The following is a 26,144-nucleotide window of genomic DNA, read 5'->3' as shown; positions in this document are numbered from 1 at the left end:
CCTATGCGGACCATCGAGGTCGACGACGAGGTGTTCGCCTACCTGCAACGTCACAGCGAACCCCTTGTCGACACCCCGAATGACGTGCTGCGTCGTCAACTCCTGAACGACAAGAAGCCGTCTGCCGACAAGGCGGGCAACCGCAAAACCGGGGCCCTAATGCCCATCATCGAAGCCGGCCTGGCCGCCGCCGGGGACAAGCTCCGCCACCACCAGTCGCGACGCCAGCGCACCCACGAAGCCACCATCACGGCTGACGGCTGGGTCGAAATCCCCGACGGCCGGGCCTTCCCCCAGCCCTCCCCCGCGCTGAAGACGCAGACCGGCAGTGAAATCAATGGCTGGGGTCAGTACACGCACGTCCCCAGCGGGCGCCGCCTGCAGGAACTGCGCGAAGAGGTCGCGAAGCACCAGGCGTGACGCCGGAAACCAGAGCCGGGTCCTCTCGGGCGAGCCTGTCAGGGACCGCCCGAGAGGACCCGGCGACGACCAACCATTGCCGATCATGGAACCCAGGCAACCCCGCCCACATCAATCACCAACACGGTGGCGCCCAAACTCACTGCCTGACTGGCGCCCAAATCACCTGTCGAAAACACCCCATGGTCAGCTCGCCCCACGAGGCGATGCACCCCATCCTCCAGGAGTACCCGGAGCTCTTCTCCCGGGTCTCCGAGACGCTGGGCATCGACTTCGCCTCGCCCACCTCGGTCACCGTCCTGCCCAACGACCTCACCGAGACCAGCCCGGTCGAGCGCCGGGTGGACACGCTGCTGCGGCTAGAGACGGAGGACGACGAGCCCTTGCTCCTCGCGATCGAGGCGCAGGGCGGGAAAGACCCGAACAGGCCCGCCAGCTGGGCGTACTACGCTTCGTATCTACATCGACGTCAAGCCGCATGATCAGCGGCCGGCCAAGGTGGCGGGCAAGATCCAGGGGTCGACCGCTACTCCCGACGAGGGTGCTGGGGCCGGTGTCGACCCGTTCCAGCCGAAGCGTCGCCGGGCTGCCGATCGGCTTGCCCGCCAGCAGGCGTAGACAGCCGTGGCTGCCACACTGGCGCGATGAAACGAGCCCTTCCCGCACTCCTGTTGGCCGCGGTCGCTCTGTTGTCGGGCTGCACAGAATCGTCGAGGAGCGATGCCGATGGCCCGCCGACCATCAGCGCATCCCCAGCCAGCGCCGACAGTGACCTGGCAGCCCGCTACCGGAATGCCGGCGGACACCGGGATGTGTACGGCCTCAAGTACGCGAGCCGGCAAGGCGTGCTGGAGCTGACGGTGTGGACCCGCAAACGCTCCGACTACGGGCCCGGTTTCGACGACTTCGACAAGACGTTGACGTCCTTCCTCACCGGGCAGGGTGTCAGCCTCGCTCAGGGATACGTACTGAACGTGTACGGCCATGACGGGACCAGATTGCACCACTACGACACGACTGTGGAGAAAACCTCTTGATACGCAGACCCCTTGCCTCCGCCCTCTTAGCCGCAGCCTCTGCTGGTGCTCTCCTGCTGGGCACGGGCCCGATGGCGCACGCAGCAGAGGAACCCACCGCGGAACCGACGGCCACGGCATCCCAAGATCCGACTGCGGATCCGACGCCGTCGGTGAACCCGGTGATCGCCGAGTACGACGGGCGGGGGATCAACCTCGCCGAGTCGTGAAAGGGCGCCAACATCTGCACCGAGCTTCCCAACGGGGAAGTCCATTGCTACGACACGAACGAGGAATCCCTCGCGGACCCGGGTCTGCCGGAACAGGTTCGTGAGGAATCTCTGAAGGCCGCCAAGCTTCGGGCTTCTGACCCACGCGACAAGTGCGCCGCCGACTACGGCCTCGGTACTGGTGGGCTCGCGTATTCAACTGTCGCCAATTCCCCGCGGCCCCCAGCCTGCTGGTGACGGTGTGTGGTCGTCAGGGGTGGCCTACAGGGGCCGGCGGAGCAGTCCCCGAAGGCGGATCCGCCGTTCGCTTGACTCGGTATGCGGGGCCGTCACCATGGGAGATCGGTGCCGGAGCCAAGAGGAGGGAATCCGGATGAGAGACCAGAAGGCCCTGGCCCAGCGGGGTGGGCGGCGCGGGCGGCGTCAGTCAGCAGCGGACCGGGCATCCTAGGCTCCATGGAGATCGCGGCACCGAAACTGCCCCGGTGTCCGACGGTCTTATCCATCGGACACCGGGGCGGGGCGTGGTGTCGTTTCAGCGCCGCGGCGGCCTGGTGCGCCATGTGGCGAAGAGCCCCACCCCGACGCTGGTGACCGCGGTAAACGCCGCGGGACCGGCCAGGATGAAGACCAGGGCGGCGAGCGCCATCAGGAGCAGGAGCGCGATGAGGTCCAGAACTCGCTCGCTCAGTGGGCCATGTGCCGGTTCCTCGGGCCGACGGCCGGCGGAGGTGGACGTGGGCTTGGTGTTTGCATTCTTGTGAGTCATGGCATCGAGCACACCCCGGGGAAGCCGGTTCCTCCCAGACTCCCGAACGGGTCCGGAGAAAACAGATCAATGCAGGTCAGCGGCCGAACGCAAGCGCAGTTCGGGCGAACGAGGACACAGTTCGGGGATGTTCGCAGAAGTTCGGAGCGGCGCCGAACCGGCTCCGTTACGCTTCGTCTTCCTGGCGATGACGGTTCGTCACCTTCCCAGGGCATACACAGAGGACGAGGGGGAAGATTGCCTGATTCGGGGGATACGCGCTTCATGGTCGAGTTGAAGCGCTTAGGTGAGGACCTGCAACGCCTTCGGCTCTCGTGCGGTGAGCCGACCCTTGAGCAAGTGTGCGATCTGGCCGAAGCGCACGGTCGAGCCGTCGCGAAATCGACGGTCAGTGAACTCCTTGGGGGAAAGCGCCTGCCGGGTGTCGACGTCTACATGGCGATCGTGCGGGCTGTGCTCGCGTACCCGCTGCAGCGTACGGAAGAGAGGCAAGACGGGCAGCCTCGGCAGAAAGGGACTGAGCTACCCGGACAGAGTCGGCGCATCCCTCGAGTTGTGGCCCACGACGACCATCGGCTGAAGCAGTGGCGTGATCGTTGGGAGAGACTCAAGGCGCTGCAGAAAGGGCTCGTGGGCCCCTCGGAGGCGAACGGCGCCGATGATCCGGAATCTGCGGAGTTAGAACCGAAGGGCCAGGAGCTGCCGGACCGGGAATCGGAAAGGCTGGCAGGCGAGACAGGGCCGCTCACGCCTGATGCGCTTGCGGAGGCGCTGGGGCGACAGTTGACCTGCCTGCTGTCCGACGACGAGCAAGCCCTTCTGGAAGCCCTGGCTTTCCCCGCTTCCGGTGTGCGCAATGGCCGGACTGACCTGGGCCGATTAGCCGACACCGCTGCCACCTGTCTGCCCGGAGCGAGCGTGGGCCACGTCATCTCCGCGCTCCGCTCACTGATGGCACGTGGCTTCCTGCAGACGGGGGCAGGCGGCAGCACTCGTCTCCCCCATCCGCAACTTCAGCCTGCAGCTCTCCTCCACCCCACGCGGTGCCCGCCTCGCCCGTCTCCTCGCCACCGAACAACTCCGCAACTGGGGCCTGCCGTTGGACCCGGCGGCACACGTGGTCGCCGAGCTGGCGGCCAATGCGGTCACACACGGCCGGATCCCGGGACGGGACTTCCTGCTCCTCGTGTACGTCGTCTGCGACACCCTCCGTATCGAGGTCACCGACACCCGAGCCGATCGGCTACCGCACGCTGAACAACCCGCCCTCGACGCCGAGTCGGGCCGTGGCCTCACGATCGTCGACGCCCTGGCCGACCGTTGGGGCGTCGCACCGGGGCTGCCGCCGCGCAAGACGGTCTGGGCCGAGGTCGACGTCCCACCGGCAGCCAGGAACCCGTACTCCGGTGGCACGGGCGGTCACCCATAAAAGAACCCGCTGGTGAAAGGACCTCACCAAACCCCACCCCTCCCTCCCGCCGCGCAAACTCACCCAAGCGGGTGAACATCACCAACTCGGCTGGATTCGGGAGCTGTTGCCTGCCCTACGCTCAGCGCAGCACAACCGCAGACATGCATCCAGACATGCAACGGCCCTCGCCGGGACTGGCATCCCAGTGCGAGGGCCTGACCACCAAGGAAGTCGGACCTTCCCGATGGACACCCAAAACCCTAGCGCGCCCACGCGCGCCCAGTCCCGTATCGCGGGCAAAAACCACTCCCACGCGGGCGGCCTCGTCCACGACAACACTCGCCACACCACCCGCTTCACGGTGATCGGCAACCACCTCGCCCAGCACCCGGAGCTATCGGGCCTGGCCATCGGACTGGCCGTCTACATCCAGTCCCTCCCCGCCGGCGCCCGCGCCGACATCAAGACCCTCGCCGAGCGCTTCCCCGAGGGCACGACCCGTATCGCCGCCGCCCTGCGCGAACTGGAGGCCCACGGCTACCTGCGCCGCGAACGCCAGCGCACCCCCGCCGGCCGCATCGTCACCCGCACGATCTCCTGCAACCAGCCCGGCCGCCACGCGCAGAACCACCCGGCCCCGGCTCCGACCCGGAAGAAGCGCACCCCGGCCCCCCGCAAGCCCCTCCCCGCCGTACCGAAACCCGCCTACCCGGCCCCCACCCTCCTCCAGACGGCCACCGACCTCCTCGCAGACCTCCGCCGCCACGACCCCCGCCTACTGCTCTCCGTCTCCGATACGGCCCACCTGGCCCCCGGCGTAGCCGCCTGGCTGGAACGCGACATCACCCCTACCGCCCTACGCCACGCCCTGACCACCGACCTCCCACCCGAGCCCCTGTGCCGCCCCGCAGCCCTCTTGGCCCACCGCCTCACCACCCAGCTGCCACCCCCACCCCCGTTCCGCGCACCCGCACCACCATCACCTGTCCGCCACCCGCTCACGAACTGCGACGGCTGCGACCGCGCCTTCCGCTCCCCTGTCCCCGGCCGCTGCCGCGACTGCCGATCCGATCTTCTGGAGGCCGCCTAGCATGAACGTGACGATCCTTGCCCCTGGGCACAGACGACGAGGAGCGAGCGCCATGACCATCGCCCCGGACAACGCGCGGCAGGGTGCTTCCCACCTGTATCGGGCCATGCGTGACTTCGTGGAGTCCACGGACGGCACCCTCCCCGGCAAGTTCGAGATCACCAAGGAAGGGATCGTCCTCGACATGATGTCGCCTGTCCGGCCGCATGAACTCACCGCGCTCCGTCTCCGGAAACGCCTGGAGAAGGTCATGCCTGAGGAGATCGTGGCCCACACGGGCGAGCCCGACGTCGAGATGGAGCCCGAGGGCATCATGCGCCGCCCCGACATCATGGTGATCACCGAGGCGGACATGGAGGGAGACGGGGCCTTCGACCCGCATACGCTCATCGCCGCCATTGAGATCGTCTCGCGCTCCAACCCCGACAACGACTGGGTCACCAAGATGCGCGACTACCCGCTGATCGGCATCCCCGTCTACGCGGTCTTCGACCCCCGCACCGCCACCGGCGCCGTCCTCACCGACATCCACGCCACCCCCGACGGCCCCCGCTACGCGACCCGCAAGGACTTCGTGTACGGCGAAGACGTCACCATCGGGGAGTGGACGATCTCGACGGAGAACCTGCCGCAGTACAAGGCCGAGGGCGAGGGCCAAGCCAGCCCGTCAGCGTGATTTGGCGCCCAAGAGTGACGCGGTTTACTCGCCCTCGAGTTGGTGATCGGCCCAGACATAGCTTTCGGGCAGCAACTCGGTGATGGGGATGGTTCGGATGTGATCGCCTTCGCCGACGATGACCTCAAGGGCGGGGAAGTAGTCGAGCAGGACCTGACGGCACCGGCCGCACGGAGGAACGACCCCGCGGTCGCGGTCGCCCACGGCGACGATGGTCTCCAGCTCGTAGGCGCCCTGCGCGGCTGATGTGCCGATGAGGACCAGCTCGGCGCAGGGGCCTCCCGTGAAGTGGTAGGCGTTCACCGCGGTGACGATCCGGCCGTCGCCGGCGCGGGCCGCGGCTGCCATGGTGTGGTTGTCGCCCCGGCAGCGTGTGCGCGCGACGTGCGCCGCGGCCTGGATGAGCTCTTGGTCGACAGGGTGGGTCCGCGTGGTCATCTTCTCTGCCTTCGTCAGGTGTCAGGCGACGTTGACCTGCGTGACCAGGGTGCGCAAGCGAATATCGGCTAGACGTCCCTGACGAACACGATGCCGTCGCAATCCTCCAGGTGGGCCGGATCGAGCGGGGCGTAGCCGAACCAGGGGGACACGCGGGGCGCGGGCCGGGTGGCGTCGAGGGCGGTGGCCAGTCGGCGGGCGTCGATGAGGTAGTGGTCCTCCGGGAGGGTGTAGAGGAGTCCTTCTACGGTGTCCGGTGGCGGCGCGTCGACTCCCTGGTGCCGGATCGTGCCGAGGGCCGTGGCCACGAAGGCGTACTCCTCGCCCAGGTGGGCGCTCACCAGCGCGCCTGCGCTCCACCACTCCACCGGTCCCTGCCACATCCGCATCGCGCTCCTGCTCCGCTGGAGGTGGCCGTTGTTGGCGTGGACGAGGGCCGGGCCCCGTTCGGCGAGGGCGAGGAGGTTGTGGGCCATCATCTGGTCCCGGACCGCCACCAGCCGCGCCATGCGGGCCGGTGAGGTGTCGGCCATCCAGTGGTGGTAGCGCAACAGGCCGGTCGCGGTACGCCCGTACAGGCGCGCCCGGTCCCAGTCGTCTCGCGAGGTCGCCGTGATCAGGTGCGGCGTCTGCGTGTCGAGCAGCGCCACCAAGTCGTCGGCGAGCAGCCGCAGCCGAGCGGCCTCGGGCGACTGGCCCACGGACCGGGTGGGGTCCATCATCGCGGCGGGGTCGGTCCACTGGTCGTCCGCGCCGAGCAGGCTGTCGAGCGTTTCGCCGGTGCAGGGGAGCAGGTCCGCGTCCACGTGGGCCGCGAGGTAGCCGTGGAGTGCGGTGAGGGCATGGCGGGGGCCGGCGGCGGCGGTGATCTCCAGTGGGCCGTCGAAACCGGCGAAGCGGAGCCGCTCGGACGGGGGCCGGCCGTCGTTGTACGCGCGCATCCAGCGCACGAGTTCCCGGTTGCCGCCGAGCGCACCCCATCCGTGGCTGACTCCGCGCTCCATGACCTCGTCGAGGCCGCCCGTGCCCAAGGTGACGTAGTCGTCCACGACCAGGCCCATCATGCAGTCGCTCTCGATCGCGATCGTCCGGAAGCCCTCCTCCTCGACGAGTTGCCGGAAGAGCTCGTTGCGCAGGTCGAGCAGGGAGTCCTCGCCGTGGGTGGGCTCGCCCAGGGCGAACAGCCGGGGCCGGGCCCGGAGCAGCCCCATGACGGCGGCAGCCTCGACGGCATGGGCGGTGTCCTTGATGTCAGTCGCCATGCCTTCAACGCTATCGTTGAACCTTCGATAGAAACTTTTCCGCGATATCGTCTGGCTCTATGGGGGCTCTATGGGACAAAACCTTCAAAGCGGGGATCGGCTCAGGCCGGTTGATCTGGCGCGTGCGCATGGTCTCTCCACGCAGGCGATCCGGAACTACGAGGAGGCCGGCATCCTTCCGGCCGCCGGTCGCACATCCCACGGCTACCGCACCTACACCTCGCTGCACGCGGGCGCCCTGCGCGCGTTCCTCGCCCTGGTGCCCGGGCACGGTCACCAGACGGCGGCGTCGATCATGCGGGCGGTGCACCGGGGCGCGGTCGACGAGGCGTTCCGGCTCATCGACGAGAGTCACGCCCAGCTCCTCGACGACCGGCGCACGCTCGAGGCCGTGGAGAGCGCACTCGGCGACCTGGAGCCCACCACGGCGCCGGAACCTGGTGGTGACTCGTTCATCGGGCCGCTGTCGGACAGGCTCGGCATCCGGCCCGCGACGCTGCGCAAATGGGAGCGCGCAGGGCTGCTGCACCCGCGCCGCGATCCACGGACCGGCTACCGCGTCTACGACGAGGCCGCCGTACGCGACGCCCGGCTCGCCCACCAGCTCAGGCGGGGCGGCTACCTCCTGGAGCAGATCGCCCCGCTGATCGCCCAGGTACGCGCGGCCGGCGGACTGGAGCCGCTGCAGACCGCGCTACGCGACTGGCACGGCCGACTGTCCACCCGCGGACGCGCGCTGCTGACCGGAGCGGCAGAACTGGAGGCCTACCTCCAGAGCCGGAGACCGCCCACCTCCACGAACGCGGATGAGACGCCCCCGACCGCCACCCCCTGACACCGCCGGCCCTCCGCCGCCCCGCAGCCGCGCGGTACTGACCGCCCCCTGACAGCCTGCCAACCCCTACGAGTGCCCCAGTTCCGCCGACTCCTCATCCCCCGTCACCGACACCGAACCCGAATCCGCCGCCGGTCGCAGTGGGAACGGGTCCACCCGTGTCTCGTCGATCACCGGCGGAGCCGGCCGCGGTGGCTTCGGCATCACCGCGGCCTCGGAGTGGCCGCCGCAGCCGTACGTCAAGGACACCACCCGGCCGTCGGCGGGGGAGAACTCGTTCGCGCAGACTCCGAAGGCCTGGCCGAGGGAGCCGCCGATGGGGGTCAGGAAGCCGCAGGTGACGCAGGAGGCGGGGGCCGCCTGGGCCATGGGGGTCTTCGCGCCGAACGCCTCCTCCCAGCGGTCCGCCGCGACATGGAGGCCGTAGCGGGACAGGACGCGGGCCCGGCGCATGCCGAGTTCCTCCGCCACCGCCGCGATCGAGCCCCGGGACGGGGCCGCCGGCAGGTTCGCGGGGGCGCCCGCGGTGACCTCCGCGTCCTCCGCCTCCACCAGCTCCGCCATCTCCTCCGAGACGGCCGAACTCGGCACCGGCTCGTCCTCGCCCGAGAACCCGGGCTCCAGGCGCAGGTCCTCGGCGTCGGTGGGCAGCAGGTCGCCCGGCCCCATGTCACCGGGGCGCAGGCGCTCGCTCCACGGCACCCACTCGGGGGCCAGCAGGGCGTCCGGGCCGGGCAGCAGGACCACCTCGTCGAGCGTGACGACCTTCGCGCGCGAGGCCCTGGCCACCGTCACCGCCCAGCGCCAGCCGCGGTACCCGAGTTCCTTGCACTCGAAGAAGTGCGTGACAACGCGGTCGCCTTCGGAGAGCAGGCCCGCGTGCTCGCCCACTACGCCGGGCGCGGCGGCCTCCTCGGCGGCGCTGCGGGCGAGGTCGACGGCCTCGGCGCACAGACGGTCGGGGGTGCGGCTTCGCGTTGTCGCTGCGCTCACAGGTATCGCTTCTCTCCTACGCCGTCTCTCGGGTGCGGTCCTCAAGGGCAACGGAACGGACGGAGCGGACCTGTGGGCCGCGTCGACGTCCGCGTCCGAATCGCGCTCGGGCGCACCTACGTCATCCATTGTGCGGGATGGCTGAGATACGCACGCTACCTGTTCGCGAGCGCTGGGCCTACACCGACGGCCCTTTCAGCCCGCGCCGAACCTCGCGCCAAGCTGAGACCTTGCCCATAGCTTGCCCTCCATACGCGCCGTAACCGCACTACCCACCCCCATCTCGGGGCACTATTGCGTCGTGGCAACCGCGAGGCCGCCCCAAGGAGCCACCGGCGTCGGTGGGGCCAAGGGGGGCCGCAGCCGAGGTGGCGGGTCGGGCCGGATGGGCGGCTCCCTCCGCGCGGTCGGCCGTGCCCTGCACTTCCCCTTCACCGGCACCGCCCGCGGCATCCGCAAGGCCACGCACGCACAGGGCGCCGGGGAGTCCGGCCTCGGCAAGCTGATCGAGCTGCACGGGGTGAACGGCGCCGGCGACATGATGATCACCATCGCGCTCGCCTCCACCGTCTTCTTCTCCGTCCCGACCGACGAGGCCCGCGGACGCGTAGCGCTCTATCTCGGCATCACCATGGCGCCGTTCACGCTCCTCGCCCCCGTCATCGGCCCCCTCCTGGACCGTCTCCCGCACGGCCGCCGGGCCGCGATGGCCGGTGCGATGCTGGCCCGGGCGCTGCTCGCGCTCGTCCTGTCCAGCGCCGTCATCAGCGGCGACCTGCAGCTCTATCCGGCCGCGCTCGGGGTGCTGGTCGCCTCGAAGGCGTACGGGGTCGTCAGAAGCGCCGTGGTGCCCCGTCTGCTCCCGCCCCGCTTCTCCCTGGTGAAGGCCAACTCACGGGTCACCCTGGGCGGCCTCCTGGCCACCGGTGTCGCCGCGCCCATCGGCGCGGGGCTCCAGGCGATCGGGCCGCGCTGGCCGCTCTACGGCGCCTTCGTGATCTTCATCGCCGGTACGTTCCTGTCCTTCACGCTGCCGCACAAGGTCGACTCGGCCAAGGGCGAGGACACCGCGCTGCTGGCGGCCGACGAGCAGCATCTGCACGGGCCGCACCTCAAGCCCGTCAAGCGCCCCGGACTGCGCACGGTCGGCATCGCCGTCACCCACGCGCTCGGCGCCAACGCCGCCATCCGCTGCCAGTCCGGCTTCCTGATCTTCTTCCTGGCGTTCCTGCTGCGCGAGCACCCGATGTCCGGCCAGAGCGCCGCCGTCTCGCTGGGCATAGTCGCCGTCTCGGCCGGCGTGGGCAACGCGCTCGGTACGGCCGTCGGGGCGTGGCTGAGATCCCGGGCGCCGGAGATCATCATCGTGACGGTCGTCGGCTTCGTGCTGAGCGTGGCGATCACGGCGGCGATCTTCTTCGGCGCGGTCATGGTGGCCTTCCTCGCGGCGGTCGCCGGGTTCGCGCAGGCGCTGGGCAAGCTGTCGCTGGACGCGCTGATCCAGCGGGACGTGCCGGAGCTGGTCCGTACGTCGGCGTTCGCGCGCTCGGAGACGCTGCTGCAGATGTCCTGGGTGCTCGGCGGCGCGATCGGCATCGTGCTGCCGCTGAAGGGCTCGTTCGGCCTGCTGGTCGGCGCGGCGATCGTCGCCACGGGCTGGCTCTCCACCGTCAAGGGCCTGATCGGCTCGGCCCGGCACAGCGGACACGCACGCCCACGGGTCACCTAGGGCATGGCCCGCGATGACACGCCCCCACATGGACAGAGCGTCATACGCGCCCGATAGCCTTCCGCCATGACCACGCTGCAATCCGCTTCGCGACGCCGCCGCGCCGTCGCCGCCGCCGGCGCCGTATCCGCCGGACTGCTCGTTCTGTCGGCCTGCGAAAAGCCGACGCCGCTGGCCACGATCACCACCGGCACCGCGTCCGTGCACTCGGAGGCCACCTGCGGTGGTGAGGGCGAAACCCTGAAGACCGAGGCGCTGGCGAAGTGCCTGAAGGACAAGGACATCGAGTCCATCAAGGTGGACCCCGAGGAGACCGTGCGCTTCGGTGTCGACCCGGAGATCGCCGACGAGGGCTGGACCATCCTCATGAACGGCCAGCCGCTCACCGACTCCAGCAAGAAGACCTACCGCACCGTCCCGGGCAGCGTGTTCTTCAACGCCCAGTACGGTGCCAGCGGCAGCTCGACCCTGGTGACCATCAAGGAGGGCGAGCAGGATGTGACCGGCCTGTGGTCCTTCAAGCTGGAAAAGGACGCCTGATCACGTCCGTCGTACGCGTCCTGGTGGCCACCGCCGTCCCCGCCGAGCGGGACGCGGTGGCCCAGGTGCTCGGACCGCCCGGCACCGAGGTGATCGCCGCCGGAGTCGGCCCCGCGCTCGCCGCCGCCACCACCGCCACGGCCCTCACCAGGGCCGCCCTCGAAGGCGCCCCGTACGCCCTCGTCGTCTCGGCCGGCATCGCGGGCGGCTTCGCACCCGACGCCCCCGTCGGCTCCCTCGTCGTCGCCGACGAGATCACGGCCGCCGACCTCGGCGCCCAGACCCCCGACGGCTTCGTGCCCGTCACCGAGCTGGGCTTCGGCACCGTCACCCACCGTCCGCCGGAAGCACTCGTACGAGAGGTCGCGGCCGCCACCGGCGCCCGCCCCGGCGCCGTCCTCACCGTCTCCACCGTGACCGGCACGGCCGGGCGCGCCGCGCGCCTGCGCGAGCGTCACCCCACGGCCCTCGCGGAGGCCATGGAGGGCTTCGGCGTCGCCGAGGCCGCCGCCGCGCACGGGGTGCCGGTGCTGGAGATACGGGCCGTCTCCAACCCGGTCGGCCCCCGCGACCGCGCCGCCTGGCGCATCGGCGAAGCGCTGGCCGCCCTGACGGAGGGCTTCGGGAAGCTGGCACCCGTCCTGGAGAGTTGGAACCCACATGACCGCCCACATGGCCAGTGAGCCGCTGCAGATCGCCTACTCCCCCTGCCCGAACGACACCTTCGTCTTCGACGCCCTCGCCCACGGCCGCATCCCCGCCGCCCCCGCGCTCGACGTCACCTTCGCCGACATCGACATCACCAACGGCATGGCCGAGCGGGGCGAGTTCGACGTACTGAAGGTGTCGTACGCGGTGCTGCCGTACGTCCTCGACGAGTACGCGCTGCTGCCGTGCGGGGGTGCGCTGGGCCGGGGCTGCGGACCGCTGGTGCTGACGCGGGAGGAAGGGGTGGACCTCACCGGCCGCACGGTCGCGGTGCCGAGCGAGAAGTCGACGGCGTATCTGCTGTTCCGGTTGTGGGCCGCTGACACGGTCCCCGGCGGGGTGGGCGAGATCGTCGTCATGCCCTTCCACGAGATCATGCCGGCCGTGCGGGACGGGAAGGTCGACGCGGGGCTCGTGATCCACGAGGCGCGTTTCACGTACCAGAACTACGGGCTGCACAAGCTCGCCGACATGGGCGAGCACTGGGAGAACACCACCGGCCTGCCGATCCCGCTGGGCGCGATCATCGCGAAGCGGTCGCTGGGCGCGGACGCGCTGCGGCTGCTCGCCGACTCCATCCGTACGTCCGTGAAGGCCGCCTGGGACGACCCCGGGGCCTCCCGCCCGTACGTCATGGAGCACGCCCAGGAGATGGACCCGGCCGTCGCCGACCAGCACATCGGCCTGTACGTCAACGAGTTCACGCACGACCTCGGCGAGGACGGCTACGCCGCGGTGCGCGGGCTGCTCACACGTGCGGCGGCCGAGGGGCTGGTGCCGCCCCTCGGCCCGGATGCGCTGGACTTCCCCTGAGGCTCTACAGCTGCACGGCTGTACGGTTATACGTCGAGCTGGTCGGCGACCGCCCGCAGCAGGCCGGCGATCTTCTTGCCGGCGGCCTTGTCGGGGTAGCGGCCCCGCTCCAGCATCGGCGTGACGTTCTCGAGCAGGGTCGTCAGATCCTGGACGATGGACGCCAGCTCGTCCGGCTTCTTGCGCTGGGCGGCCGCGACGGACGGGGTCGGGTCGAGAATGACGACCGAAAGCGCCTGGTCACCGCGCTGACCGGCGACGACTCCGAACTCCACTCGCTGTCCCGGCTTGAGTGTGTCAACTCCGGCGGGGAGGACCGAGGAATGGACGAAGACGTCGCCGCCGTCGTCGCGGGAGAGAAAGCCGAAGCCCTTCTCGCTGTTGAACCACTTGACCTTGCCGGTAGGCACGTCTGTCCTCGTCCTCGTACTCGTCGGAAAACTGCTTCTGAAAACGGCTCTTGATAGCACTACAGCGGGTCGACCACGACCCGCCGGTACCAAGGCTAATGGTCCCCGGGCCGGTGACAAGACGTCGCCCGGTTCTTCCCTCGCGCTGGGAACTACCCTGGTCCGGTGCGTGACAAAACCCAAACGAATTCCGCCGCTCCCGGTGACCGGCTGATCCGTGCCGGAGCGGTCGTGTTCTTCATCGGTGCAGTGGCCACTCTGGTCACGGTGGCCCCGTTCCTGCTCGGCACGACACCATTTCCGACCTATATGTTCGGACTGAGCATGCTGATGGGCGTCGGATTCCTCGTCGCCGGTGCCGGTGTGCTCCAGTCGGTCGCGGCCGGGCGGCGTCAGGCGCGGGGCGCTTCGCGGTAGCCGGCGAGCCAGTCGGGGAACGCGGTCAGGTCCGCGAGGACCACGTCCGCGCCCAGTTCGCCGAGCTGATCGGCGTCGAACGGGCCGGTGGCCACGGTGACCGACAGGGCGTCCGCCGCGCGGGCGGCGCGGATGTCTCCTTGGTGGTCGCCGACGTAGACGCTCGCGTCGTGCTCGCGCAGGGCCGCCGCCTTCTGCTCGGCCCACAGGTTGCCTATGACCGCGTCGGGCTGGATGCCGAGGTGCTCCAGGTGCAGCTTGGCGTTCGGCTCGTACTTCGCGGTGACGACGATCGAGCGTCCGCCCGCCTGCCCTACGGCGGCTATCGCCTCGTGGGCACCGGGTAGGGCGAGGGTGCCGGTGATCGCGTGCGCCGGGTACATCGCACGGTAGAGCTCGGCCATGGCCGCCACCTGCTCCGTCGGGAACCAGTTGACCAACTCCTCCTCCAGCGGCGGGCCGAGCCGGGTGATGGCGAGGTCGGCGTCGATGTGCGTTCCTGTGCGCTCGGCCAGTGCCGTGTAGCAGGCGTGGATGCCGGGGCGGGAGTCGATGAGGGTCATGTCGAGGTCGAAGCCGACGGTGAGTGCCATGGGGGTTATTGTGCCGTCCGCCCAGTAGCTCGGTTCAGTTTGTTGTGTGGCGGCTGCGGGCCGGTGGGGGTTGATCGCGCCCACGCGGCGGAGCCGCAAATCGACACAGCCCCGCGCCCCTGGGGACGTATCCGCGCCCCCGGCCAAGGACTACCGCTGTTTTTGTGAACGCCAGACGATGAACAACGCCGATGCCAGTGCCGCGCCCCGGACCACCCACGGCCAGGTCTCGGTGATCGCGGCGTTTGTCTGGCCCTCTACGAGGTCGGCGCCCCAGCGGTCGGTGGCGCGGCCCCAGAGCCAGGTGATGCCGGCCGTGACGGAGAGGCCGGGGATGATGATGACCGCCCACTTGGTCTCGGTGTCGGTCAGGCGGCGCGAGCCCCAGGCGATGAGCCAGCCGACGAGCAGGACGATGAGGTTGCCGAGGATGGCGCCGGCGACGAGGAGGGCGGCGGAGAACAGGAGAAGGGGGTTGCTCCAGCGGCCGGAGGGCAGGGTCGGGCGCCGGATGAGGCGGCGGCGGGAGGGTTGCGGCTCTTCCTCCTCCTCGGCCTTCTCCACGGCGGCCGGGGCCTGCGGCTCCTCCTCGGGTTCCTTCTTCCTGAGCGGTGTCTCGTCCTTCGCGGGCGGGCGCCTGAGCATCTCCGGGATCTCGATGCCGCCGACGAAGCCCGGGACGTCCTCGCCGGGGCCGAAGGGGCTGCGGTCCACCCGCCACCAGTCCGGCTGGAGCGCGCTGCCACCGAGGTCCGCGGTGCCGGCGAGGTGGGGCGGCGGGGGTGCGTCGTCGGCGACGGGCGCCGAGGGCTCGGCGGGGCGGGGGCGGGGCACGAGGCGGCGCAGACGACCCTTGGGGCGTTCCTCGGCCGTCCCGTCGGTGCCGCTGTCCGGCTGTACGGGCACGGGGGTGATCGGTGCCTGCGGGGCGGGGGCGGTGCCTCCCCCGGCGGCCTCGACGACCTCGTCGGGGGTGCCGAGGCGGGCGATGATGCGGCGGACGGCGGCGGGGCTGTCGACGGGGGCCTTGGCGCGGCGGCGGTCGATCTCGCCGCGCAGCTCGTTCACCAGGCGCATGCGGGTGGACGACGGCAACTGGCGCTGCTGGGCCACGTCGCCGACGCGGCTCAGATACTCGTAGACGACCTGGTCGCTCTCGATCCCCACGAAGTCCCCTCCGGGGTGGGTGCGTTGGATACCGCTCGGGATGACGTTAGCGCAGGACAGGGTGGGTGGGTCGGGTCGGATCAGCGGGTGGGTCGGGCCGGATCGGCGGGTGAGGTGGGTCGGGTCGGATCAGCGGGTGAGGTGGGTCGGGTCAGATCAACGGGTGGATCGGGCCGGACCAGCGGCTGAGGTGGGTCGGGTCGGATCAACGGGTGCGTCAGGTCGGACCAGCGGGTGAGGTGGGTCGAGCCGGATCAACGGATGGATCGGGCCGGATCAGCGAGTGAGGTGGGTCGGATCGGCGAGTGAGGTGGGTCGGATCGGCGGGTGAGGTGGGTCGGCGGGCGGGGTCGGGGGGCCGAGGGCGACGCCCCTGGTCGGCCCAGCCGCCGGGGGCAACCCGCTAACGTGGGCAGGATGAGCGACCCGGCCACCCCGCCCCGTTCCCTCGCGGAAGCGCTTCGCGTGCGGGACGACGCCTCGCTGGCCGTGCTGCTGCGCAGCCGGCCCGATCTCATCACCCCTGTCCCCACCGACCTCACCCAGCTCGCGACCCGCGCCGGCACCCGGGCCTCGGTGGTGCGCGCCCTGGAGCGGCTGGACCGCTTCGCGCTGCAGACGGCGGAGGCGCTGGCCGTGGCGGCGGATCCGGCGACGTACGACGAACTGCTCGCCCTGATGGCCGGCGACGAGGGCGACCCGGCGGTCGCCGGGGCCCTGCCGCACGCCCTCGGCACCCTGCGCGACCAGGCCCTGGTCTGGGGCGCCGACGACCGGCTGCGTCTCGTCCGCACGGCACGCGAGCTGCTGACGCCCTCGCCGCAGCACCCGTCGCCGACCGGCCTGGGGCCGACGGTGCGGGAGGCGGTGGCAGGCATGTCGCCGGGCCGTATCCAGGAGATCGTCACGACGGCCGGGCTGCCCACGACCCACGACGCCGTGTCGGCCGTGTCGTCGCTCACCGCGCTGTTCACCGACCGGCGGCGGATGACGGCCCTGCTCGCCGACGCGCCGCAGGAGTCCCGGGAGGTGCTGTCCCGCCTGGTGTGGGGTCCGCCGTACGGCCAGGTCACCGCCGATCCCGCGCCCCGGCTGCGCTGGCTCCTGGACCGCGGTCTGCTGCTGCCCACGACGCCCGGCACGGTCGTACTCCCCCGCGAGGTGGCCCTGCACCTGCGCGCCGGCCGCGCGCACCGCACGACCGAGCCGTTGCCGCCGCCCGTCGAGCCGAGCGCGACGCACCGTCCACAGGTTGTGGACACCACGGCGGCCGGGCAGGCGTACACGGCGCTGGCCACCGTCGAGGAGCTGCTGAAGGACTGGGACGAGGGCGGGCCGGCGGTGCTGCGCGCGGGCGGCCTGAGCGTGCGCGACCTCAAGCGCACCGCCGTCGCCCTCGACGTGCCCGAGCCGGTCGCCGCCTTCTGGGTCGAACTCGCCTACGCCGCGGGCCTGCTGGCGTCCGACGGCGAGGCCGACGAGCGGTACGCGGCGACACCCGCCTACGACGAGTGGCTGGAGCAGCCCGCCGCCGAGCGCTGGGTCCGACTGGCGGAGGCGTGGCTGACGGCGACCCGCACGGCCGGGGTGGTCGGCGGCCGGGACGCCAAGGACCGCACCCTGTCGGCACTGGGCCCGGGCCTGGACCGCTCCGCCGCGCCGGAGGTACGCCACCGGGTGCTGACCCTGCTGGCCGGGCTGCCCGAGGGCACGTCCCCGACGGCGGAGTCGGTACTGGCCCGGCTGCGCTGGGAACGGCCGTTGCGGGGCCCCCAACAGGACGACGACCTGCGCAGCCGCCTCGCCCAGTGGACGCTGAACGAGGCGGAGATGCTGGGCGTGACGGGGCGGGGGGCGTTGTCGGGGCATGGGCGGGCGTTGCTGGGGGTGCCGGCGGTCGCGGCCGGGAAGTCCGGGGGGCGGGGAGGCCGTGCCGGGGGGCGCGGCGACCATGCCGGGGGTCCGTCGGCGGAGGGGCCATCGGCTACTGGGCCGACGGCCGCGGGCCCGTCGACGACCAGGCCAACGGCCACAGGGCCATCGGCCGCAGGCCCGTCGACAACCAGGCCAACCGCCACAGGGCCATCAACCGCAGGCCCATCGACGACCAGGCCAACCGCCACAGGGCCATCAACCGCAGGCCCATCGACTGCGGGTCCGTCGGAGACTGGGTCATCCGCCACCGGCCCGTTTGCGACTGGCCCGTCGGTCACCGGTCCATCAGCCACCAGTCCATCAGCCACCAGTCCGTCAACCACCGGTCCATCTGCCACCGGTCCGTCGGCGACCACCCACGACGCCGCACCTCCAGCCACCGGCCCTTCAGCAGCCACCCACGACACCACCCCCTCGGCACCGGCCACGCCCGCCGACGCCCCCACCGACCCCACGAGCCACGGCCCCGTCGGCCCCGCCGGCCTCACCCCCACCAGCCCCGTCGGCCCCACCGCCCCCAGTGCCCCCACCGGCCCTGGCGACAAGCTCCCCGTCCACCACGAGCACCCCCGCCCGGCCCCCGCGCCCGAGCCCCTCTCGCCCGCCGAACAGGCCGTGGCCTCCGCCGCCGCCGCGCGTCTCCTCGCTCCGCTGCTGCCCGAGCCCCTCGACCACGTGCTCCTCCAGGCCGACCTCACGGCCGTGGCGCCCGGTCCGCTGCGGCGGCCGCTCGCCGACATGCTGGGGGTGCTCGCGGACGTGGAGTCGAAGGGCGGGGCGACGGTGTACCGGTTCACGCCGGGCTCGGTGCGCCGCGCCCTCGACGCCGGGCGCAGCGCCTCCGATCTGCATGCCTTCCTCGCCGAGCACTCGCGTACCCCGGTGCCGCAGCCGCTGGCGTATCTGATCGACGACGTGGCCCGTAAGCACGGTCATCTGCGGGTGGGCGCGGCGTCGGCGTACGTCCGCTGTGACGACGACGCGGTGCTGAACGAGATCCTCGCCGACAAGCGGGCCGCCGGCCTGCACCTGCGCCGCCTCGCTCCGACGGTGCTCGCCGCCCAGGCGGACCCGGCCGGGCTGCTGGAGGGCCTGCGCGCGATGGGCTTCGCGCCGGCCGCCGAGTCGGCGGAGGGTGATGTTCTGATCACTCGCGCCGACGCCCACCGCACCCCGCCGCGCACCGCCCCCGAGCCGGTCCCGGACGGCCCGCCGACGCCGGACGCCACGCTGCTGGCGGCCGCGATCCGCGCCATCCGGGCGGGCGACCTCGCCTCCACGACCCCGCGCAAGCCGAGCGCGACCGCGGCCCCCGTGACCGGCGGTGAGCTGCCCCGGACCACGTCCGCGGAGACCCTCGCCACCATGCAGGCCGCCGTCCTGACCGGCGAGGCGCTGTGGATCGGGTACGTCAACGCCGAGGGCACCGCGAGTCAGCGGGTGATCGCGCCGGTGCGGGTCGAGGGCGGGTTCGTGACGGCGTACGACCACACCGCGGACGAGGTACGGACGTATCCGCTGCACCGGATCACCGGCGTCGCGGAGCTGGCGGACGACCAGATCTGACGACGGCCCGGTCGGCTCACCCGTCCGGGCGCACGCGGCGATTCATGCACGCCACGCCGGGCCTTTCCAACTCTTGAGGGACTTTTCCGATCTCTCCGCATTCCGCCGCGGAGCGCAGGGCAGCCACCCGTTGTCCTGATCACGCTCAAGTGAGCGCAGCAGAGAGGTAGTTGTCCCATGCGCACTGCTCGTCGCATCGCCACCGTACTGACCGCCGCCGCCACCATGATCGGCGCCTTTACCGCCCAGGCCGCGGCGATCGGCATCGACTTCGGCGGGGGCGTGACGCTCTGACGCGTCCCGTGCCCTCCCGGGCCGGTGCCAGCCCCGCTGGACCGGCCCGGTCGTCAGGTTCCAGTCAGCTCCCACCGGTTCCTGTCAGCTCCCACTGGTTCCCGTCAGCTCCGTGCAGCAGTCCCAGCCAACGCCGCCGACTTGTGAAAGGCCGTCATACCCATGCGCACCACCCGTGCCCGCCTCACCCTCGCCGCCGCCGTCCTCGTAGGCATCCTCGCCACCGGGGCCGCTCCGGCCGCCGCCGCCCTGCCGCTGCCCATCCCGGCGGCCGGCGCCGGGCCCCTGGTCACCGAGGGGCTCACCATCGAGGGGCCGCTGGTCAACAACCTCAATCTGCCCACGCTGACGAAGTAGCGCGGCGCAGCCGGTAGCTGTCGCCCTCGATCCGTACGACCTCGGCGTGGTGGGCCAGCCGGTCCACCATCGCCAGGGCCGAGGGGCCGCCGAAGATCTCGTCCCAGCGGCCGGGCGGACGGTCGCTGGTCACGATCAGCGAGGCCCGTTCGTAGCGGTGCGCGACCAGTTGGAAGAAGAGCGCGGTGGTCTCGTCGTCGAAGGGGGTGTAGCCGACCTCGTCGACGATCAGCAGGGGGTGCTCGTCGAGCGCGGCCAGTTCCCGCGCGAGCCGCCCGGCGTCCCGCGCCGCGGCCAGCCGCGCGGCCCACTGCGCGGCGTTCGCGAACAGCACCGAGTGCCCGGCCTGGCAGGCCCGCACGCCGAGGCCCACGGCCAGGTGCGTCTTGCCGGTGCCGGGCGGCCCCACGAAGACCACGTTCCGCCCCGCCCCGACGAAGTCCAGCTTGCCGAGCCGGGCCACGGTCTCGCGGTCGAAGGAGCGCGGGTACTCGGAGTCGAAGTCCTCCAGCAGCTTGCGCGCCGGAAACCCGGCGGCACGCACCCGCTCCTCGGCGCTCGGCTCGTCCTCCCGCGAGGCGGACTGCGCCGGCACGACGGCCTTCTCGGCGACGGTCGCCTCGGCGCGGCGCTCGTGCGGTGCCGCCGGCTGCGAGGCCGCCGCCCGCTCACCGTGCGCGGCCATCGGCCCGGACATATAGGCGAGGATCGCCGCCGACACGATGAACGCCATGTGGATCACCGTGCCCCACAGCAGCGAGTGGCGGGACGTGTGGTGGACGTCGACGAACATCTGCAGCAGATGGACCGAGGAGATCCCCACGATGGCGGTGGCGAGCTTGACCTTCAGCACGTTGGAGTTGACGTGCGAGAGCCATTCGGGCTGGTCACGGTGGCCCTGCAGCCCGATCCGCGAGACGAACGTCTCATAGCCGCCGACGATCACCATGATCAGCAGATTGGCGATCATCACGACGTCGACGAGCTTGAGCACGGCGAGCATGACGTACGTCTCCGTCGCCTGCCCGGTCACACACCGGAGAACTAAGGTCCAGAGCTCGTTGAAGAACTTGTAGACATACACCCCCTGCGCGGCCACCAGGCCGAAGTAGAGCGGCGCCTGCAACCAGCGGGTGGCGAACAGCGCGTACCCGAGGGTGGTGGTCGGCGGAGACGGTTCATGGCTGATGACCTGCACGCTCGGCATTCTTCGCAGCCGCCGCCGTACAGGTGAAACCGCGCCACTCACAGGAATGAAAAGACATCCTGTAGGACTTCGGAATCGATCAGTCACAGTCACAAGTAGCGCTGCAACGCCTCGACACCATCAGGTACGAAGGCCCACCGCCGGAGCGCGAGGCGAAGCTCACTCTCGGTGAGCCACGCGTGCCAGGCGATCTCCGCCGGATCGGCGGTGATCTCCTCGGCCACCCCCAGTTCCTCGGTGAGTTCGCGTGCCGCCGCCTCCTCGTACGACTCTCCGACCTCCGCCGCTCCCCCGATCAGCCAGTTGTACTGCCCGGGGAACCGGGAGAGGTCCTTCTGCCGCCGATGCACCAGGATGCGGCCCCGCGCGTCCCGGCAGACGGTCGTCGCGACGCGGTGCAGCCAGCGGTTCTCGATGGCCTCGCCCCGGTCCACGACTCCGATCACCAGATCCGGCCGCATCGGATGTGACCTGCTCCCCACCGCGAAACAGGCCAGGTGCGGCACACTGGACGTTTGGTCGAGTGGTGAGCGGAAGGACGGACCCACGTGAACGGACCACTGATCGTCCAGTCGGACAAGACCCTGCTCCTCGAGGTCGATCACGAGCAGGCGGACGAGTGCCGTCGGGCGATCGCGGCGTTCGCGGAGCTGGAGCGGGCGCCCGAGCACATCCACACCTACCGGGTGACGCCGCTGGGGCTGTGGAACGCGCGGGCGGCGGGGCACGACGCCGAGCAGGTCGTGGACGCGCTGGTGACGTACAGCCGGTATCCGGTGCCGCACGCGCTGCTCGTCGACATCGCCGACACGATGGACCGCTACGGCCGGCTGACCCTGAGCAAGCACCCGGCGCACGGCCTCGTCCTCACCACCACCGACCGGCCGGTGCTGGAGGAGGTGCTGCGCTCGAAGCGGGTCGCGCCCCTCGTCGGCGCCCGCATCGACCCGGACACCGTCGTCGTGCACCCCTCCGAGCGCGGGCAGATCAAGCAGACGCTGCTGAAGCTGGGCTGGCCGGCCGAGGACCTCGCCGGGTACGTCGACGGCGAGGCGCACCCGATCGAGCTGGCCGAGGACGGGTGGGCGCTGCGGCCGTACCAGAAGCAGGCCGTGGAGAACTTCTGGCACGGCGGGAGCGGGGTCGTCGTCCTGCCGTGCGGTGCGGGCAAGACGCTGGTCGGCGCCGGGTCCATGGCGCAGGCGAAGTCGACCACCCTCATCCTCGTCACGAACACCGTGTCCGCCCGGCAGTGGAAGCACGAGCTGGTGAAGCGGACTTCGCTGACGGAGGACGAGATCGGTGAGTACAGCGGGACGCGGAAGGAGATCCGGCCCGTCACCATCGCGACGTACCAGGTGCTGACGACGAAGCGGAAGGGTGTCTATCCGCACCTGGAGCTGTTCGACTCCCGTGACTGGGGGCTCATCGTCTACGACGAGGTGCACCTGCTGCCCGCGCCGGTCTTCAAGTTCACCGCGGATCTTCAGGCGCGGCGACGGCTCGGGCTGACGGCGACGCTCGTGCGGGAGGACGGGCGGGAGTCGGACGTGTTCTCGCTGATCGGGCCCAAGCGGTTCGACGCTCCCTGGAAGGAGATCGAGGCGCAGGGCTACATCGCGCCCGCCGACTGCGTCGAGGTCCGGGTCAACCTCACCGACTCCGAGCGGCTGGCGTACGCCACCGCCGAGCAGGAGGAGAAGTACCGCTTCTGTGCGACGACCGACACCAAGCGCAAGGTCACCGAGGCCATCGTGCGCCGGTTCGCCGGGCAGCAGATCCTGGTCATCGGCCAGTACATCGACCAGCTCGACGAACTGGGCGAGCATCTGAACGCCCCCGTGATCAAGGGCGAGACCTCCAACGCCCAGCGCGAGAAGCTCTTCGACGCCTTCCGGGAGGGCGAGATCAGCGTCCTCGTCGTGTCCAAGGTCGCGAACTTCTCCATCGACCTGCCGGAGGCGACCGTCGCCATCCAGGTCTCGGGCACATTCGGGTCGCGGCAGGAGGAGGCGCAGCGGCTGGGGCGGGTGCTGCGGCCGAAGTCGGACGGCCATCAGGCCCACTTCTACTCGGTCGTCGCCCGCGACACGATCGACCAGGACTTCGCCGCCCACCGCCAGCGGTTCCTCGCGGAGCAGGGCTATGCGTACCGGATCGTGGACGCGGACGAGATCCTCGCGGAGGGCTGAGCAAGGCCGGTGGGGAGGCGACACCGGGCGTCACTTACGGCGAACGCCCGCCTCCTCGCCGTACTCACCGAGGATGATCACGTCGAAGGCGGCGCCTGCGAACACCCTGATGGCACGCAGGGCTTCGCCGAGTCGATGATGATGGCTCCCCTGGAGCGCTGTGGCTCCCCGGGGGCCCGTTGGGGCTGGGTGGATGGTTGCTGCGCTCATGTCTCCATGATGGGTTCGCAGACATAAAGAGGGCATCGGCCTGCGGTCCCAAGCCGCATACCGCCTCCGTACATCTCGGGGCGGACCCCTTGCCCCCAGGGAGGAGGACGGCCTCCCCTAGGGGGCGGACGGGGAGGGGATGGACGGGGGGATGGACGGGGGCAGGCAGGGGACGGGCCAACGGGCCCGGAAATTCGTTGGCATCCGGCATACCCGCTCACCTAAAATCTCCGCCCTTGCCCGCCTCCGTTCACGGAGTGCCGCCGTCCGGACGGAAACCGGTCGGCTCTCTCGACCACCCACCCGAAGGTCCTCCGGAGGCACCCCCTTGTCCACCCCCGTCGACGACCCGCTGTCCCGTGAGCGCTCCCACCTCGCCTCCTCCCGTGCCGCCCTGCGCGCCATGCGCGAGGACGTCGAGTCGCTCGACATCAGCGACGTCACCGCGAACTGGGTCAACGCCGAAGTCCTCTCCCGCCAGATCGACGACCGCATCAAGGCCCTGGCCGACCTCAGCGACACCCCGCTGTTCTTCGGCCGCCTCGACTACCTGCACGCACCTGGAGCCGAGGAGGCGGAGGGAGCGGAGGGCGAGCGCTTCTACATCGGGCGCCGGCATGTGCACGACGCCGAGGGCGACCCGATGGTCATCGACTGGCGCGCACCGGTGTCCCAACCCTTCTACCGGGCCTCCAAGAAGGACCCGATGGACATCGCGCTGCGCCGCCGCTTCGGCTACACCGGCGGCGACCTCACGGCGTACGAGGACGAGCACCTGTCCGACCCGGCGGAGGCGGCCCGCACCAGCAAGCTGCTCCAGCAGGAGATCGAGCGCCCGCGCGTGGGCCCGATGCGGGACATCGTGGCGACGATCCAGCCGGAGCAGGACGAGATCGTACGGTCCGGGCTCGGCGGCACGGTCTGCGTACAGGGCGGCCCGGGCACCGGAAAGACCGCGGTGGGCCTGCACCGGGTGGCGTATCTCCTCTACGCCCACCGCGAGCGCCTCGCCCGCACCGGCACGCTCGTCATCGGCCCGAACAGGTCCTTCCTGCACTACATCGAGCAGGTGCTCCCGGCGCTGGGTGAGCTGGCGGTCCGGCAGGCGACGGTGGACGACCTGGTGGCCCATGTGGAGGTGCGCGGCACGGACGACGCGGCGGCCGCGATGGTGAAGGGCGACGCGAGGATGGCGGAGGTGCTGCGGCGCGCGGTCTACTCGCATGTGACGATGCCGACGGAGGCGGTGGTCGTCGTACGCGGATCGCGGCGGTGGCGGGTCCCGGCGTACGAACTCGAGGAGACGGTGCGCGAGTTGCTCACCCGCGACATCCGGTACGGCGCCGCCCGCGAGGCCCTTCCGCAGCGCATCGCGCATGCCGTGCTGGTGCAGATGGAGCGGTCGGGTGAGGCGCCGGACGACCGGGTGCAGGACGCGGTGGCCCGCAACAGCGCGGTGAAGGCGGCCGTGAAGGCGATCTGGCCGCCGGTGGATCCGGCGAAGCTCGTGCTGCGGCTGCTGGCGGACGCGGACTTTCTCGCCGAGCACGCGCAGGGGGTGCTGAGCGAGGACGAGCAGAAGACGATCCTGTGGGCGAGGCCGGCGCGGTCGGCGAAGTCGGCCAAGTGGTCCGCGGCGGACGCGGTGCTGATCGACGAGGCGAACGACATCGTCGCGCGCACGCCGTCGCTCGGCCATGTCGTCCTCGACGAGGCGCAGGACCTCTCGCCGATGCAGTACCGGGCGGTGGGCCGACGCTGCACGACCGGTTCGGCGACGGTCCTCGGCGACCTGGCGCAGGGTACGACCCCTTGGGCGACCCGGAGTTGGGACGAGGCGCTGGCCCACCTCGGCAAGTCGGACGGCGTCATCGAGGAACTGACGGCCGGCTTCCGCGTCCCGACGGACGTCATCACGTACGCCTCCCGCCTCCTGCCGCATATCGCGCCGGGCCTGACGCCGGTGGCGTCGGTCCGTGAGAACCCTGGGTTCTTCGAGGTGCGTGCGGTGTCGCGGACGGCGGAGGTCGTGGCGGCGTGCGAGGAGCTGCTGCGCAACGAGGGCTCGATCGGCCTGATCGCCGCGGACGCGCGCGTTCCGGCACTGTTGGAGGCGCTGGCCGCGGCGGGGTTGCCACACCTGGCCCCCGGCGAGGAGACAACGGACCAGACCCGACTGACCCTGGTCCCGGCGTCCCTGGCGAAGGGCCTGGAGTACGACTACGTCGTCCTGGACGAGCCCCGGGCGGTGGTGGATGCCGAGCCGGACGAACGGACTGGGCTGCGGCGGCTGTACGTCGCACTGACGCGAGCGGTGTCGGGGTTGCTGGTCACACATGCGGCGGGGTTGCCGGAGCAATTGGGGTGAGGGGCGGGGGCTTGGGGTGGTGGCGGCTCGTGGGCAGGCTGCGGGTGGGTGACCTGGTGCTGGTCGCGCCCACGCGGCAGAGCCGCATATCGACACAGCCCCGCGCCCCTGGGGACGTTGCAGCCGACGTAGGTCCGCCCCTTCGGCCCACCAAGCCACGGGCATCCGCCCCACCAGCCGCGAACATTGCCTCCGCCCCGCCTAGCCCCAGGCATCCGGCCCGCTCAGCCAAGCCCCAGGCATCCGGCTCCCTCAGCCAAGCCGCGGGCACCCGACCCACTCAGCCAAGCCCCAGACACCCGGTCCCGCCCCGTCAAGCCCCAGGCATCCGGCTCGCCAGCCTGGCCGCGGGCATCCGGCTCGCTCAACCTAGCCGCGGGCATCCGGCTCCCTCAGCCAAGCCGCGGGCACCCGGCCCACCCAGCCAAGCCCCAGACACCCGGTCCCGCCCCGTCAAGCCCCAGGCATCCGGCTCGCCAGCCTGGCCGCGGGCATCCG

Annotated in this window: 26 protein-coding genes and 1 pseudogene; 17 read left to right on the top strand and 10 right to left on the bottom strand. The window is 71.1% G+C overall.

Annotated elements, in window-relative coordinates; translation table 11 throughout:
• The first annotated feature begins 3 nt into the window (after nucleotides 1–3).
• From ACP4J3_RS33885 to ACP4J3_RS33870, 4 genes and pseudogenes are all read left to right on the top strand, one after another.
• Nucleotides 4–420, top strand: a complete 417-nt coding sequence (locus ACP4J3_RS33885) for a hypothetical protein (protein WP_426540060.1) — start codon at nucleotides 4–6, stop codon at nucleotides 418–420.
• A 182-nt stretch (nucleotides 421–602) separates the two neighbouring features.
• Nucleotides 603–881, top strand: a pseudogene (locus ACP4J3_RS33880) (hypothetical protein); the annotation flags it as partial.
• 183 nt (nucleotides 882–1,064) lie between these two features.
• Nucleotides 1,065–1,457, top strand: coding sequence for a hypothetical protein (locus tag ACP4J3_RS33875; RefSeq protein WP_426540058.1), 393 nt, complete (start codon nucleotides 1,065–1,067; stop codon nucleotides 1,455–1,457).
• 71 nt (nucleotides 1,458–1,528) lie between these two features.
• Nucleotides 1,529–1,666 (top strand): hypothetical protein, encoded by a 138-nt coding sequence (locus ACP4J3_RS33870; RefSeq protein ID WP_426540057.1) that lies wholly within the window; start codon nucleotides 1,529–1,531, stop codon nucleotides 1,664–1,666.
• 535 nt (nucleotides 1,667–2,201) lie between these two features.
• Here the strand turns inward: ACP4J3_RS33870 and ACP4J3_RS33865 are convergent.
• Nucleotides 2,202–2,435 (bottom strand): hypothetical protein, encoded by a 234-nt coding sequence (locus tag ACP4J3_RS33865; protein ID WP_426540056.1) that lies wholly within the window; start codon nucleotides 2,433–2,435, stop codon nucleotides 2,202–2,204.
• Between the two features lie 958 nt (nucleotides 2,436–3,393).
• Between ACP4J3_RS33865 and ACP4J3_RS33860 the strand changes: the two genes are divergently transcribed.
• From ACP4J3_RS33860 to ACP4J3_RS33850, 3 genes are all read left to right on the top strand, one after another.
• Nucleotides 3,394–3,864: an ATP-binding protein gene (locus ACP4J3_RS33860; protein WP_426540055.1), complete on the top strand. Its 471-nt coding sequence runs from the start codon at nucleotides 3,394–3,396 to the stop codon at nucleotides 3,862–3,864.
• Nucleotides 3,865–4,090: 226 nt separating this feature from the next.
• Nucleotides 4,091–4,936, top strand: a complete 846-nt coding sequence (locus tag ACP4J3_RS33855; RefSeq protein ID WP_426540054.1) for a helix-turn-helix domain-containing protein — start codon at nucleotides 4,091–4,093, stop codon at nucleotides 4,934–4,936.
• A gap of 52 nt (nucleotides 4,937–4,988) precedes the next feature.
• Nucleotides 4,989–5,612: a Uma2 family endonuclease gene (locus tag ACP4J3_RS33850; RefSeq protein ID WP_426540053.1), complete on the top strand. Its 624-nt coding sequence runs from the start codon at nucleotides 4,989–4,991 to the stop codon at nucleotides 5,610–5,612.
• Between the two features lie 24 nt (nucleotides 5,613–5,636).
• On the opposite strand, the gene ACP4J3_RS33845 is transcribed toward ACP4J3_RS33850, so the two are convergent.
• Nucleotides 5,637–6,050, bottom strand: a complete 414-nt coding sequence (locus tag ACP4J3_RS33845) for a cytidine deaminase (protein ID WP_426540052.1) — start codon at nucleotides 6,048–6,050, stop codon at nucleotides 5,637–5,639.
• A gap of 68 nt (nucleotides 6,051–6,118) precedes the next feature.
• On the bottom strand, nucleotides 6,119–7,312 hold the full coding sequence (locus ACP4J3_RS33840) for an erythromycin esterase family protein (RefSeq protein ID WP_426540051.1): 1,194 nt from the start codon (nucleotides 7,310–7,312) through the stop codon (nucleotides 6,119–6,121).
• A 70-nt stretch (nucleotides 7,313–7,382) separates the two neighbouring features.
• Between ACP4J3_RS33840 and ACP4J3_RS33835 the strand changes: the two genes are divergently transcribed.
• Nucleotides 7,383–8,147, top strand: coding sequence for a TioE family transcriptional regulator (locus ACP4J3_RS33835; protein ID WP_426540049.1), 765 nt, complete (start codon nucleotides 7,383–7,385; stop codon nucleotides 8,145–8,147).
• 66 nt (nucleotides 8,148–8,213) lie between these two features.
• On the opposite strand, the gene ACP4J3_RS33830 is transcribed toward ACP4J3_RS33835, so the two are convergent.
• On the bottom strand, nucleotides 8,214–9,140 hold the full coding sequence (locus ACP4J3_RS33830; protein ID WP_426540048.1) for a DUF3027 domain-containing protein: 927 nt from the start codon (nucleotides 9,138–9,140) through the stop codon (nucleotides 8,214–8,216).
• Nucleotides 9,141–9,441: 301 nt separating this feature from the next.
• Here ACP4J3_RS33830 and ACP4J3_RS33825 point away from each other — a divergent pair, with 301 nt between their 5' ends.
• From ACP4J3_RS33825 to ACP4J3_RS33810, 4 genes are all read left to right on the top strand, one after another.
• Nucleotides 9,442–10,869, top strand: a complete 1,428-nt coding sequence (locus ACP4J3_RS33825; RefSeq protein WP_426540046.1) for an MFS transporter — start codon at nucleotides 9,442–9,444, stop codon at nucleotides 10,867–10,869.
• A 66-nt stretch (nucleotides 10,870–10,935) separates the two neighbouring features.
• Complete coding sequence (locus ACP4J3_RS33820) at nucleotides 10,936–11,409, top strand: DUF2771 domain-containing protein (RefSeq protein ID WP_426540044.1); 474 nt, start codon at nucleotides 10,936–10,938, stop codon at nucleotides 11,407–11,409.
• Complete coding sequence (locus tag ACP4J3_RS33815) at nucleotides 11,379–12,092, top strand: futalosine hydrolase (RefSeq protein WP_426540042.1); 714 nt, start codon at nucleotides 11,379–11,381, stop codon at nucleotides 12,090–12,092. The genes ACP4J3_RS33820 and ACP4J3_RS33815 overlap by 31 nt, the downstream gene beginning before the upstream one ends.
• Complete coding sequence (locus tag ACP4J3_RS33810; protein WP_426540216.1) at nucleotides 12,082–12,930, top strand: 1,4-dihydroxy-6-naphthoate synthase; 849 nt, start codon at nucleotides 12,082–12,084, stop codon at nucleotides 12,928–12,930. Before ACP4J3_RS33815 ends, ACP4J3_RS33810 begins: the two co-directional genes overlap by 11 nt.
• A gap of 26 nt (nucleotides 12,931–12,956) precedes the next feature.
• Here ACP4J3_RS33810 and ACP4J3_RS33805 read toward each other — a convergent pair whose 3' ends face one another.
• Complete coding sequence (locus ACP4J3_RS33805) at nucleotides 12,957–13,340, bottom strand: cold-shock protein (RefSeq protein WP_426540041.1); 384 nt, start codon at nucleotides 13,338–13,340, stop codon at nucleotides 12,957–12,959.
• Nucleotides 13,341–13,505: 165 nt separating this feature from the next.
• On the opposite strand from ACP4J3_RS33805, the gene ACP4J3_RS33800 reads away from it, so the two are divergent.
• A complete protein-coding gene (locus tag ACP4J3_RS33800) occupies nucleotides 13,506–13,757 on the top strand; it encodes a hypothetical protein (protein ID WP_019760504.1) in 252 nt (83 codons plus the stop codon).
• Here the strand turns inward: ACP4J3_RS33800 and ACP4J3_RS33795 are convergent.
• Both ACP4J3_RS33795 and ACP4J3_RS33790 read right to left on the bottom strand, forming a co-directional pair.
• Complete coding sequence (locus ACP4J3_RS33795; RefSeq protein WP_426540039.1) at nucleotides 13,733–14,350, bottom strand: HAD family hydrolase; 618 nt, start codon at nucleotides 14,348–14,350, stop codon at nucleotides 13,733–13,735. The genes ACP4J3_RS33800 and ACP4J3_RS33795 overlap by 25 nt on opposite strands.
• 150 nt (nucleotides 14,351–14,500) lie before the next feature.
• Nucleotides 14,501–15,517 (bottom strand): hypothetical protein, encoded by a 1,017-nt coding sequence (locus ACP4J3_RS33790; RefSeq protein WP_426540038.1) that lies wholly within the window; start codon nucleotides 15,515–15,517, stop codon nucleotides 14,501–14,503.
• 417 nt (nucleotides 15,518–15,934) lie between these two features.
• Between ACP4J3_RS33790 and ACP4J3_RS33785 the strand changes: the two genes are divergently transcribed.
• Nucleotides 15,935–19,018 carry a helicase-associated domain-containing protein gene (locus tag ACP4J3_RS33785; protein ID WP_426540037.1) on the top strand — a complete coding sequence of 1,028 codons (3,084 nt, stop codon included), beginning with the start codon at nucleotides 15,935–15,937 and terminating at the stop codon, nucleotides 19,016–19,018.
• A gap of 456 nt (nucleotides 19,019–19,474) precedes the next feature.
• The gene (locus ACP4J3_RS33780; RefSeq protein WP_426540035.1) at nucleotides 19,475–19,669 is read left to right on the top strand and encodes a hypothetical protein; all 195 of its coding nucleotides are present in this window, start codon (nucleotides 19,475–19,477) and stop codon (nucleotides 19,667–19,669) included.
• Here ACP4J3_RS33780 and istB read toward each other — a convergent pair.
• Nucleotides 19,644–20,876, bottom strand: coding sequence for an IS21-like element helper ATPase IstB (gene istB, locus ACP4J3_RS33775; protein ID WP_426540034.1), 1,233 nt, complete (start codon nucleotides 20,874–20,876; stop codon nucleotides 19,644–19,646). The two genes, ACP4J3_RS33780 and istB, sit on opposite strands and share 26 nt — an antisense overlap.
• Nucleotides 20,877–20,965: 89 nt before the next feature.
• Nucleotides 20,966–21,337 carry an NUDIX domain-containing protein gene (locus tag ACP4J3_RS33770; RefSeq protein WP_426540033.1) on the bottom strand — a complete coding sequence of 124 codons (372 nt, stop codon included), beginning with the start codon at nucleotides 21,335–21,337 and terminating at the stop codon, nucleotides 20,966–20,968.
• 87 nt (nucleotides 21,338–21,424) lie between these two features.
• On the opposite strand from ACP4J3_RS33770, the gene ACP4J3_RS33765 reads away from it, so the two are divergent.
• Nucleotides 21,425–23,068, top strand: a complete 1,644-nt coding sequence (locus ACP4J3_RS33765) for a DNA repair helicase XPB (RefSeq protein ID WP_426540032.1) — start codon at nucleotides 21,425–21,427, stop codon at nucleotides 23,066–23,068.
• A gap of 30 nt (nucleotides 23,069–23,098) precedes the next feature.
• Here ACP4J3_RS33765 and ACP4J3_RS33760 read toward each other — a convergent pair whose 3' ends face one another.
• Complete coding sequence (locus ACP4J3_RS33760; protein WP_426540031.1) at nucleotides 23,099–23,278, bottom strand: hypothetical protein; 180 nt, start codon at nucleotides 23,276–23,278, stop codon at nucleotides 23,099–23,101.
• Nucleotides 23,279–23,606: 328 nt separating this feature from the next.
• Between ACP4J3_RS33760 and ACP4J3_RS33755 the strand changes: the two genes are divergently transcribed.
• Nucleotides 23,607–25,646 carry a HelD family protein gene (locus tag ACP4J3_RS33755; RefSeq protein ID WP_426540030.1) on the top strand — a complete coding sequence of 680 codons (2,040 nt, stop codon included), beginning with the start codon at nucleotides 23,607–23,609 and terminating at the stop codon, nucleotides 25,644–25,646.
• Nucleotides 25,647–26,144 lie beyond the last annotated feature (498 nt).

It is taken from the genome of Streptomyces sp. UG1, assembly GCF_049974585.1.
In the GTDB taxonomy this organism is placed as follows: Bacteria; Actinomycetota; Actinomycetes; order Streptomycetales; family Streptomycetaceae; genus Streptomyces.
This window is presented reverse-complemented; position numbering and strand designations above follow the sequence as displayed.